Source organism: Larkinella sp. (assembly GCF_965227735.1).
In the GTDB taxonomy this organism is placed as follows: Bacteria; Bacteroidota; Bacteroidia; order Cytophagales; family Spirosomataceae; genus Larkinella.
This window is the reverse complement of the sequence record NZ_OZ245776.1, coordinates 2,367,659-2,379,052: the sequence shown is the minus strand read 5'-3', so window position 1 is coordinate 2,379,052 and position 11,394 is coordinate 2,367,659. Positions and strand designations below refer to the sequence as shown.

Genomic DNA, 11,394 nt, shown 5'->3' with positions numbered 1-11,394 from the left:
CAACTACGATGACAGATACCATATTACTAAAGGCCGAGTATGACGAAGGCGACGCCAAAGAAAAGGTTATCGCCTTACGAAAAGAGATTCTTGCACTCAAGGCGGCACAAACCAACCTAAACGCTGACTGGAAAGCCGGAAGACTCACCCAGGATGAATACGTCAGAAGTTCCGAGGGGCTTTCTAGCTCCCTGAAAGTTGCCAACAAAGAGGTAGCGGCAACGAGCAAACAAATTGAGAACCAAAGCAAGATTCAGAAATCCGCCGAGGGTAGTGTTGATGCCCTCCGCGCGGCCATTGCCCAAGAGACGGTTCAGTGGAACGCCCTGTCTGCCGCCGAGCGGAAGGAGATTTCTGTCGGTGGTGTGCTGCAGGCGTCGATCAAAGAGATGTCGGATACCGTCAAAGAGGCATCCGGCAACGTCGGTAACTTCAAAGAGAACGTTGGCAACTACTCCGATGCGTTCGAGAAAGCCGAAGAGGTGACGGGCCTGTTTGGTTTCAGTATCGAGGGGATCACCGGCGGACTCCAAAAAGCAAAATCCGGGCTGGAAGCGGCAAAATTGGGCCTAACCGGACTGAAGGGGGCGATTGCCGCTACCGGCATCGGGATTCTGATTCTGGCCTTCGGTGCGCTGATTACCTTTCTGACCAAATCACAGGCCGGGATGGATCTACTCAGCCGGAAGCTGGCCGGTGTCTCCGCCGTGGTTAGTTTCTTCACGCAAAAGATTGCCGCCGTCGGGCAAATGCTCGTTACTGCCTGGGACAAGCCCGGCGAAGCGGTCAAAGCGTTCGGCGACTTCATCGAGGAGAATCTTACCAACCGGATTAAATCGTTCGGGGTGATCCTGCAAGCGATCAAGGACGGTAGTTTTACCGGACTGGCCAACGGTGTAATTCAACTGGCGACCGGCGTAACGGATGCGAGCAAAAAAGCCAAACAACTCGCTGAGGATTTGAACAAAGTCCGATTGCAGGGGGAAGCCATCGAAGCAGAAACACAAAGCATCGCCCGCGCCGAACAGAAGCTAAACGTAGAACGCTCGAAAACCAACGCCATCGTTGCCCGGCTCAAGATGATTGCGGATGATACCACCAAATCAACCAAGGAGCGCATAAACGCAGCGACCAAAGCCGGAGCACTGGAAATCACCGTACTCAAACAGGAGGAGGCCTTGCAGCTACGGCGCATCAAAAACGCGAAGGCCGAAGCCGCCCTGAACGGCAACCGTCTGGAGGATACGCAGAAAATCGCCGAAGCCCAGGCGGCACTCGCTGAAATCCAGACAGCCAGTATCGAGAAACAGGCCGAGCTTCAGAACACCCGAAACGGTCTGATTCAGGAAGGAAAGGACAAAGCTATCGAAGCGGCAAAGGCGGTGCTCACCGCTGAACTTGCCGCCCTGGAACTTCGCAAACGAGCCGCCGAACAACTCGGACAAGGCACCATTGCCATTCAGGAAGCAATCATTGCCAAACAAGCCGAGCTGGATAAAAAAGACGCGAAGACCAAGCGGGAGCGCGACCTGATCGCCGCGAAGGCGAACGCGGATCTGGCCGACGCCCGGATAGCCGCAGCACTGGCCGAAAGCGAACGTTTCCTAAAGATTGAGCAGTCCCGAATCAATGCCAAACTTTCAGCGGTCAGGAAAGGAACCGAAGAGGAAGCCGACCTACTCAAAGAGCAGATCACACTATCGGCGCAACAAGATCGACTCGCTACGGTGTCCACGATCAAAGACGCGAAAGAGCAAGCCGCCCGGCTGGTGGAAATCGACGCAGCCGAGAAGGCCCAGAAGCTGGTAGTCGATAACAACCTGAAAGCGAAGATCGCCCAGAATGATGTGGTAGCGATTCAGGCCCGGCTCAACGCCGTTCGTCAGGGTTCCGCCGAAGAGTTTACCCTACGCGCTGAATTACTTGATGCGCAGCAAAAGGCTGAACTTGAAAACGTCGAACTAACACAACAGCAGATTGCCGAAATCAAAAGCCGGTACGCAGCCGCCCAACAGCAGTTAGAGAAAGAGCGACTGGTAAAAGAGAGTGACGATGAAATCCTCCGCGCTAACACCCGGCTCAACAACGCCCGCGCCGGTAGTAAGGCCGAGTACGAAGAGCGCACCAAGATCATAAAAGAAGAATTAGAGAAACAAAAGAAAATCCATAAAGACAACCTCGATGCGATTGCAAACGCGGAGAGCGTCGCAAATAAGGCCCTCCGCGATCTGGATCAGGCCCGTTTCAATAAAATGGTTGACGACGCCGGGAATGCTGCCAGCCAGCTAACCGGCACACTATCGAGCGTTTTTCAGGTTCAGTCCATCAATGCAACGAAAGCCTTTGATGCGCAGTTAGAAGCGGCCCTAAAGTCGGCGGGCAACAACTCGGAGCTTAGGGCGCAGATCGAAGAGGACTTTGAAAAGAAACGACTGGAGATTGACAAAGAGGGGGCTAAAAAGCGTAAAGCCATTGCCCGCGCCGAAGCTGCGATCAATACCGCCGTTGGTGCGACCAAAGCCTTCGCCCAGACCGGGGTATTAGGTTTCGTTTCCGGGGCGTTAATCGTTGCGGCAGGTCTGGCGCAACAGGCCCTTATCTCGGCTCAAGAGTTCGCGCAAGGTGGCGTATACCAGGCGCAGGTAAACGGGCCGCTGGTCAAAGGTCCCGGCGGGCCGAAGGATGACAGGATCAACGCGAAGCTATCGAATGGTGAAGCCGTAATGACGGCAAGGGCGGTCGAGTTGTTCGGCCCGATCCTATCGATGATCAACCAGGCAGGCGGTGGTCGGGCCTTTCCGTCGAAACCATCACCGAGCTACGGCGTCCCGAATGCGAAACTGGTAGGGTTGCAGTACACAAACAATATGGCCATGGGCGGGGTCGCCAGTTCGACATCACCAGGTGTTGACGAGGCCCGACTGGCGGCAATGATTGGAAGGCAGGTAACAGCGGGCGTCGATGCAGCACTACGTGCCAATCCGATGTACGTGGCCGTAACCGACATTAGAAAAGAGTCATCCGCGGTACAGGTTCGGCAGGATCGCCACCTTCACCGACCGAGCAACGGGTAACCAAAAAACAAAGCAATCTAAAGGGGGGTGACGTTTTGTGACCCCCACAACCAAACAACACTATGCTTGCCATTGGAATGTATTTCAATAAAATCCGGTGTTTCAAACTTCTTAGAAAGATTGTTCGCATTCATCCGGACGTAGGTACGATGGACGCCCGCAGCGCAATAGATACGTTCCTCGACCGCGAAGCCGCAGCGATGCGTAAACGCCAGCCCGGCCCGGCAGCCGCAGCGGGCTACCCCGATCTATACAACAAGGTTATCCGTTACGTCGCCGACCACCGGGCGACTTTCCTTGCTGAACAATACTTTTTGCAACGGTCGATCATTCAGGAGCAACAGGCTTTACTCGATCAGGCGTCGCAGCACATCGCCAGCACCCAGGCGCAACACAAACAGGCGGTAGACTTCGCCGGTAAACTGGTCGATGAGAAAGTAAAGACGCTGCCGGAGTTCCGAACGAATTAATCAAAAGCAAGCCCGTAGGGACGCGATCTATAAAAGCCAGTACTATATCATTTTTCCGGAGATCGTTTAACCTGTGAAGGATTTGAATACAAAGAATTGACCCAGACGGATTTTAGTATGAACTTCAAAGTAAAAGTATACCTGTCTCCCTCGAAAGAGGTTCGGGTGATCGATGGCGTTCACTTCGTAGCCTACCTGACGCGCTGGACCTTCGCCGAGACGGATCGCCGAACCGAACACTGGAGAAACAACGACAAAGAATCCGATCCGCTTTGTTCGTACACCTACCAGGCGGCAAACTACGTTGACGGCTCATCGTGGACCCTCTCGGAAATTGATAGTTGTATCGGCATTGAGGACGTAGAAATCATTGGCAGGTATGAGATTTTCGAGCGGGATATAAAAGCGCTGCCGATCTATGATACCAAACCAATTAGTCAACGCTACCACGGCGGAAGCCCGGATTATTTCGAGCCTGCCGACGCAGCCGCCCGGTTCCCGTTATCCTACCTCTGGGGTGGTGCGGTGATCGACGGCCGCAAGTACCTGATTGATGAACGTTCCGGAGGATTGAAGAGTGTAACGCTAGGTAGGGCATCTCATTTATTTGCGCAACCTGAGAACGATAAAGCGGCAGAGGATGGAAAGTTTAACGAAACGCAAGCCAAAAACACGAACACGTTCATCGGTTTTGCCACGAAACAAGTATCTGCTTCGGTTGGGTAAAGACCTTGTAAGCAGGAAAATTTTCTTTCGTTGTCTTACTTGAAAGGAAAATATACTAAATGCCCTGGTTGCATCGAAGCAAAGCCAGAGCGTTTATGGTTTATTACTACTGTCGGTAGACTACCGACTATAGGTCTTTCAATGGGTTTCCGTTCTTCTTTGCGATTGCGGCCCGGATTTTATCGAACTGCTTTTTATTGCACTGGCTGGCTTCGTAAGGACGCTGAGCATCGTTTACCGAAAAATAATCAGTTGCGCTTTTTGCTGGATCTTCCGATAAATGGATCGTGGTATAGATCGATTTGTTATACCATGAGGATATTTCAGGCACATCATTACTTTTTCCTGAACCGTACTTCTCGGTTAAAGCCTGCTCTATTTCCGGGGTGCCAAATGAACGAAAGCTAATAAGGCTACCCTTGTAGAAAGTCAGATAGACGTTTTTGAAGTCAACACCAGCGAGAGTAATAGACCGGGCAGTGTATACCTTCGCATCTGAACAGAATGACCCCTCAGAAACGCGTTGCCCTACCTTGCCGCTCTGGATCGCTTCGGCGGTATCGGGTAACACCTCTTCAAACTTTACGCCCAGATCCTGAGCAATCTGGGGAAGTTGCGCGACCGTTGTTTTATTGATCTTGAAAGGTCCGATCCCTTCAACCTTGTTTTGTGCCGAAACAGCCAGGGTGATCTGTAGTAAAGCGAGTATAGATAATAGCTTCATTTTCGTTTTTTTAACAACGGTAAGCAACAGGTAATCTTTCAACGATAACTTTTGACCAATTTTAGTCCAATCATTAGACCACTATTCTTTTTTCTTACTTTCCGCCAGCATCATTTCAAGGGACTTTTTCAACTGTTCCTGATAGTTATAAATATCATTCAAAGATTTGATTTCATACTTCACTTCTTTCCTTGCTTCATCTAAAAAGGCAATCGACTTCTTCTGCCCGTTCATGTACAACCGGCATATTGGTTTTCGGTTGTTGTCATCTAAAAGAATTGCAAAATAAGATTGCGCATCCCGGTGAACGATTCGTTCACCATCGAATCCTTCCCGGAGTATAGCGCGGACAATGTAAAATCCTTCCAGTTCTTCAGCAGTTGTTACGATAGTCGGGTCTTTCTTTGCTTCTACCACCGGCTCGTTGGATGCGTTGGCAGTGGCTGCCGCTGGCGTTTCCAGCATTTCCTCTTTGGTGAGGGCGGATTTCAGACGGTCGGTGATCTGGTCAGATATTATTTGTTGAAAACCTTTCTTGATCAGTGCTTTGAAATAATCGAACATCTTGGCGTGGAGCAAACCGGGGTAAACCTGTTTGGCAATGTATCGCACCAGGGCGTCCGAAGGATCGTTCATTTCCTGTAGGATCAGGGGCTTGAGTTGGCCCATATACTTCAACTCACTGGCGTTGGTTAATATGGATTCTACATCGAAATACGACTTATGAAATTTCTTCAACTCTTCCACTTGAGCGTCCTTCATTTCCGTTAGGTTGATTTCCAGAAATGGCTTCTGATCCATCTTATTCGGTTCTATCAAATCCGTGTAGAACCGGTAAATCACACCGTTCGTCAAGATTCCGAAACGCGCTTTAGTGACATGGAAGTAGCGAAGAAGTTGGTTGTCGTGCAGCGTCAGACTTTGATTGTGATGCTTGCATTCTATCAACATAATTGGGTGACCGTCACGCATAATTGCGTAATCCACTTTCTCACCTTTTTTGGTACCAATATCACTAATGAATTCAGGAGACACTTCGTGTGGGTCAAATACGTCATAACCCAAAGCATTTAAGAATGGAAGAATAAGCGCTGTTTTGGTCGCTTCTTCGGTTTGAATAGAATCCTTTAGGCGAGCAATTCTCTCACCTATTGCTTTAATAGTGTCCTTGAAATCCATACTAAATTAAGGGGTAGAATTGTTAGGAAATCATATGTAAAAATGCGTTAAGTACAAGACTATGTTCAATTTCGTCTATAAGGCGTATGGCTGATAGATCTATCCTGAAATAACTGGTCTCCTAACAAATAAATACCCTCTACGGCAACTCAAGGAAGGCATTTATATAGGGATAATAATTAAGGGGCTTATTAGAAGATACTACTCTTTCATTTCGAATAAAGGTATCGGCAAAATTGCCTGTTTGATCACACGCACGATGTCAGATTTGGGACATTTATCGTCAAATTCGGGACATTTTGCATGAGAAATTGATGAATAGCAGTAACGTTCTGATTTAGTGTAGATACAATATTTTATACAATAGCAAATTATTCCACTGACGTAAGGGCGCCTGTTCGCTGGACACCCTTTGGCTGTTAATGTGGAATAATCCCACCTTATAGGGTGTCAATATCTCTGACCCCCTATGTTTTAATTGTACGCCAGGCGTACAATTAAAACATTTCTTACCCGGTAAAAAGATCAGGCTCTGAGATGTTGAGTTTTTTCATTCTCATGTGTGATACGCGCGGGGTACTACCCTGACTTCGATCAGATCGAAGTCAGGGTACGGTAAGTTATTACCGATCGATGCCTCAAGAACGGTAAGAAGTTACCGCAGCATTAAGCTTTCGGAGCCTATACACGCGAGGGCTAAGTCCGTTTTTCGGATCTTGCTAGGGAGTGAGAACAACGACTTTTTTATAACCAACAATGTCTTATATTTGTAATACATAATATTACAAAAGAATGGCAAAGCAAACGAAGGTATCGAAAACCTACCGGCTACCACCTGACACTATCGGGCTAATTGAAAAACTGGCTACTTTTTTTGATGAAAGCGGGGCCGAAGCTGTAGAGAGGGCTGTCAATCTACTGGAACGTGAAAAAGAGATTGAGATTAAGCGGGAATACGACCAGCGGATGAGTCAGGTAAAATCCGGTAAGTAACTGTACTCACTTTTCATATGACAAACAATTGCACTATTTTGTAATACATTGTTGTTTATTTGTCTTGCATTTATCAGAATTGAAGGTTATATTTGTTTCAAGATTAACAATCAGGGGGATTCAGAAAAGGCGTTATAGTACCGAGGAGGTTGCCCGCTGGACCGTATGAAGCCCAAAAAACAGTAAACCCCTCCACAGATGCCCTAGGAAAGCCGGTGGAGGGGTCACAAGTCAAACACTTTAACTTATCATCAAAATGTCAACGGGACAAATTTCGTCACGGGTAGGGGATTCTGCAAGCAATCCCGCCAAAAATTCATCCAATACTGTACAAACGGTAGCTTCTCAGGATGAAACGTCAATTTCTTCATTTGTAACTCGCGCCAATTCTCAGGTTGAAGCCGCTATTGCCTACCTCATCAAAGACTATGAGGGGTCAGACATTCCTGACAATGCCCTCCACGAGCTGGCAGGGCAAATCAAAAACATCATTTCGCTTACGTTCACGGGTGAAGCGGGTATTGCAGCCTGCACGACACTACCTATTTACGTGCAGGTGCCTGAATTTATCGCTGAACGTTTGAATGATCCTGACCGGCTCTGTCAAGAGGTAAAGTATGCCGCCGAAGCGATGCGGGACTTTGCAAGGGACCGCCCCGCAGAGAAGGAGCAACAGGTGAACTACGACGGCGTTTACGACTCGCTTGTCTGGATGGTTGACGCGGCAAGCCGTACCTTTGAAGGCCGGTTACTTGGTACTAATCCAGTTTGCCCCACGCCGGTAATTGGAACCCCCACTTCCTTTCGGAATGTAAAAACTACGTTCCTGGATGTTTCCGAAACGACGTATAACCCGCAGGTTGTTATCCAGTCGGACGGTATGCTGTTCGATCTGCTTTCTCGACCGGATGATCTGGCACAGGTTATTGAGAATGTTTCCGCCTGGTACATTGCCTGGGTGCAGGACATCGAAAATCAGGCTGGAGACATCAAAACCAGCCACCTGTTGTTTACCGCGCTTATGGAGTTTCTACCCCGTCTGACGGTAGCGGTCTCCGAAAAGAAAGCCGAAGCCGACTTGCACAAGTTCGCCGAAGATGTGGAGGTCGCACGTCTGAAAGCGAAGTTAGCCGCGGTTACCGAGCAGAACGAAAGTTCAGATAAGTACCTGGCTCTATTGTCGGAGTATGGCGAACATCTTAAAGCCGCCATTGCTTCAGCGGATGTAGCGCAAACCGAAATCAAACGGCTTCGGGATCTGTACGAACCGGCAACGCCAGCAACGGAAGGAGGGGCTAACAATGAATAGCCTACAAGCCCGCAGGGTAGCCCTCATCGCCGAGGTAAACCGGCAGATTGTCAAAGTCCAGACCGACCCGGAACAAAAACCGGAATTGACCGCCAGAATGTCGCGCCTGTTGAATCGAATCCAGCGAATCAACGAACGACTCGACACGGATGTCGAAACGTCTATACACGGCATTCTTGAGCAACAGGACGCACTCGCTGAACAGGTCTTCGGTGATGGTCGGACAGGCCCGCAGGTAGTCGCCGAAATCAACCGGGTAACGGATTCGATTGAGGACTTCGCACTGAAACTAGCAAGCCGGGCATTCTACTACGCAGCCGCGTAACATCAAAGGGAGGTGATACTCTGTCACCTCCTTACCCCTCCATTTTTTCACTTCAAAACGACTTTCAGCGATGAATACCCCAAACTATATTTTACAGCGCAACAACCAGACCGTAATTAATTTACGTCCTATTCATCAACGCATGGGGTTCACACCCGCAGAATTTCCTTCCTGGTTCAAAGACCGGATTCGGAAAATGAACCTGACCGAAGGGAAGGACTTTGAGAAGTTCAGCGAGAACCGGCATTTTCAGTACGTCGTACCGGTAAAGGTTGCTCTGTCGATCCTCAACACCGTACCCGCAGCCAAAGCCGCACCAATCAAAAAGGAGATTGCCGAGACGCTTGAAACCGACACTCCATCGGATGCCGAAAACACTCCCGTAGTGACGCCAGAACCGCTATTCGTTTCAGAACCAGTTACGCCCGTAGCGGTGAAATTGACCGGGCCTGTCGGCGTAATGCAGATCGAAGGGCGGGCGGCTGTGAATGCTGGCGAGTTGTTCAAGTTGTGGGCGAAAAACGAAACCGCGCGGGTCAACGACTGGGTGCAGCGCTGGATCGTAAAGTATGATTTATTCGAGGATCGGGATTATGTCGAATACAAAGCACCTGACCCGGTTACGTTCCGAAAGGTTACCCTTTACATTCTATCCATCGATGCGGCTATCATTGTCGCCAAAGGTCAACCGACGGGCAAGGGTCGCCCCGTCGCGGATTACCTGACGGACTATCGGAAAGACCTTAAAAAACAGAAGCTGCCAACTAAAGGCAGGCTATCGGACTTCATCGGTATGCAGCCGGTAAACGTTGCACCTGTTGAGCCGGAACCAGCGTTGCAAATTGCAACGCCGTTGGGGCTATTGACAGAGCAGTATGTGCCTCTTACCAACCCGACCCCTGTCGATCCGGTAGCCCCTCGGCCGGTAAACAGCGACGAAGCGACCCCGCCGACAGAGGAGGGCCCGCATTCGGTCAGTGAGTCGCCCGACTGGGTAGGCCCGGAAGAGGAACCGCAGCCGGAAGAAGACCAGGGGCCGAATCTGTTTGATCTGATGGTCAAGTTTGCGCAGGGACTTTTGCAGCAGGCGCAGGGCATGGCGGACCTCTACCGGCAAACGCTGGCCACGTCGGGAACCGTCAGCGAACTGGTCAAGATCGAGCAACAGGCGGCACTCCGCAAACTCGGCCTGTACCCTGGCAAAGCCGCCATTCCGAACATGACGCTGCGGGACAAGATCAACTACGCCGTAAACAAGCGGCATGCAGTTACGGGCGAAAAGCACGAAGACATTTTCAAAGCGATTTACGCCCGGTTAGCCAACGATTATGGTTACAGCGTTCTGGATTTCGAGCGCAAAAAAGGGCAGTCTCACCTTCAGCTTTGCGAAGAACTCGGTATTATCAGCATTGTCTGGGACATCGTGAACGGGGCGGCATTCAACCGCTACGCTACCACGGCGCCAAAGGCCACGGCCTGACGCGATCCGGTTATATCCACAATGAAAGTTAAAGGGAGTTGATGCAAAGGCCCGGTAGAATCGTACCGGGTTCTTTCTCCAACTGACACACTGAAAGGTTTATCCGATTTGGCAAAAACTCCTCAAAATGAAGAGTTACAGCCCTAATGATCTGACTATCAACTTTCCCCCACTTCCGGGGAAAACTCAAACGCCATGAAATCACATCAAATCATACTGCGGTTCTCCCGCTGGGTGGATCGTAACGACCAAAAAGTACTTGCCCTGTTCTACGCCGTTTTCGTGCTGGCTCTGGCGTTATCGTTCATTGTGGCACCCTTTACTGAATTATGGAAACCATAGGCTACGCGGGTGAATTTGCCGCCCTGGGCGCGGTGCTGGTGTTTCTGGCTCTGGTAGCGGTTTACAGCAACCGACACGCAAAAGACGCCGTTGTGAAAACGATCTGGTGGCTACTGCCTAATTACGTCGATCTGGTGATTTACATACACCTGGGGCCGCTTTATGTGACGTTCATCGAGATCAGCACCGACGGCGAAAACCCGGACTACAGCCCGAACCCCGAACGGGAGTATATGCCGAAGGTTGCCCTACTGGAAATTCAACACAACAAGGTAAAGAAAAGCCATTTCTACAACCGGCATTGCCTAATTGGGTACGAACTGATTACCGATATACCCGAACCGGCAGAGGATGACGACGAAGCGCCCGCCGTATACTGGCATACGTTCAGTCTGATGTTCATGGACTTTTATTTACCCGCTAAGGGTCCGTTTTCTCCTGCGGAAAGTCATAAGAAAAACTAATTAACTCTTTGTAATTCAAATACTTATTCGTAAATTATAGCATGAGAAAGCAACCGATAACGGCCAGCGTTCCCGGTGGTTCAATGCGGCTTACTGCCGATAAGGACGCGCCAATACCCACATTGGATGGGAAGGTAAAGTATCAGGTTTTTGGTGACGGAATTCTCCGGGACACCTGGGTTTATTTCTATCCTCATCAACTGGCTGCAAAGATCGAAAAATACCGCGGACTCAAGCAGTGGCTGTTTGGGCCGATCCGGGAGGAAAGCGCCTACAGCGTGAATCAGACGAAATTCAAAAACTAGAAC

At 49.8% G+C, this 11,394-nt stretch carries 12 protein-coding genes; 10 read left to right on the top strand and 2 right to left on the bottom strand.

The window, feature by feature from the left end; genetic code table 11:
- Positions 1 to 8: 8 nt before the first annotated feature.
- From ACO064_RS09200 to ACO064_RS09190, 3 genes are all read left to right on the top strand, one after another.
- The gene (locus ACO064_RS09200) at positions 9 to 3,074 is read left to right on the top strand and encodes a hypothetical protein (RefSeq protein WP_421827089.1); all 3,066 of its coding nucleotides are present in this window, start codon (positions 9 to 11) and stop codon (positions 3,072 to 3,074) included.
- 62 nt (positions 3,075 to 3,136) lie between these two features.
- A complete protein-coding gene (locus ACO064_RS09195; protein ID WP_421827088.1) occupies positions 3,137 to 3,544 on the top strand; it encodes a hypothetical protein in 408 nt (135 codons plus the stop codon).
- 117 nt (positions 3,545 to 3,661) lie between these two features.
- Positions 3,662 to 4,270, top strand: a complete 609-nt coding sequence (locus tag ACO064_RS09190) for a hypothetical protein (protein ID WP_421827087.1) — start codon at positions 3,662 to 3,664, stop codon at positions 4,268 to 4,270.
- Between the two features lie 127 nt (positions 4,271 to 4,397).
- On the opposite strand, the gene ACO064_RS09185 is transcribed toward ACO064_RS09190, so the two are convergent.
- Both ACO064_RS09185 and ACO064_RS09180 read right to left on the bottom strand, forming a co-directional pair.
- Positions 4,398 to 5,036: a hypothetical protein gene (locus ACO064_RS09185; RefSeq protein ID WP_421827086.1), complete on the bottom strand. Its 639-nt coding sequence runs from the start codon at positions 5,034 to 5,036 to the stop codon at positions 4,398 to 4,400.
- Positions 5,037 to 5,075: 39 nt separating this feature from the next.
- Positions 5,076 to 6,173, bottom strand: coding sequence for a type I restriction endonuclease (locus tag ACO064_RS09180; protein WP_421827085.1), 1,098 nt, complete (start codon positions 6,171 to 6,173; stop codon positions 5,076 to 5,078).
- Positions 6,174 to 6,965: 792 nt separating this feature from the next.
- On the opposite strand from ACO064_RS09180, the gene ACO064_RS09175 reads away from it, so the two are divergent.
- From ACO064_RS09175 to ACO064_RS09145, 7 genes are all read left to right on the top strand, one after another.
- Positions 6,966 to 7,166 (top strand): hypothetical protein, encoded by a 201-nt coding sequence (locus ACO064_RS09175; protein ID WP_421827084.1) that lies wholly within the window; start codon positions 6,966 to 6,968, stop codon positions 7,164 to 7,166.
- Positions 7,167 to 7,422: 256 nt separating this feature from the next.
- On the top strand, positions 7,423 to 8,475 hold the full coding sequence (locus ACO064_RS09170) for a hypothetical protein (protein ID WP_421827083.1): 1,053 nt from the start codon (positions 7,423 to 7,425) through the stop codon (positions 8,473 to 8,475).
- The gene (locus ACO064_RS09165) at positions 8,468 to 8,800 is read left to right on the top strand and encodes a hypothetical protein (protein ID WP_421827082.1); all 333 of its coding nucleotides are present in this window, start codon (positions 8,468 to 8,470) and stop codon (positions 8,798 to 8,800) included. Before ACO064_RS09170 ends, ACO064_RS09165 begins: the two co-directional genes overlap by 8 nt.
- Positions 8,801 to 8,870: 70 nt before the next feature.
- On the top strand, positions 8,871 to 10,280 hold the full coding sequence (locus ACO064_RS09160) for a hypothetical protein (protein WP_421827081.1): 1,410 nt from the start codon (positions 8,871 to 8,873) through the stop codon (positions 10,278 to 10,280).
- Positions 10,281 to 10,475: 195 nt separating this feature from the next.
- Entirely contained in the window at positions 10,476 to 10,622 is a 147-nt protein-coding gene (locus ACO064_RS09155) for a hypothetical protein (RefSeq protein ID WP_421827080.1), read from the top strand.
- Positions 10,610 to 11,086 (top strand): hypothetical protein, encoded by a 477-nt coding sequence (locus ACO064_RS09150; protein WP_421827079.1) that lies wholly within the window; start codon positions 10,610 to 10,612, stop codon positions 11,084 to 11,086. Before ACO064_RS09155 ends, ACO064_RS09150 begins: the two co-directional genes overlap by 13 nt.
- Positions 11,087 to 11,127: 41 nt before the next feature.
- Entirely contained in the window at positions 11,128 to 11,391 is a 264-nt protein-coding gene (locus ACO064_RS09145) for a hypothetical protein (RefSeq protein ID WP_421827078.1), read from the top strand.
- The last annotated feature ends 3 nt before the right edge of the window (positions 11,392 to 11,394 follow it).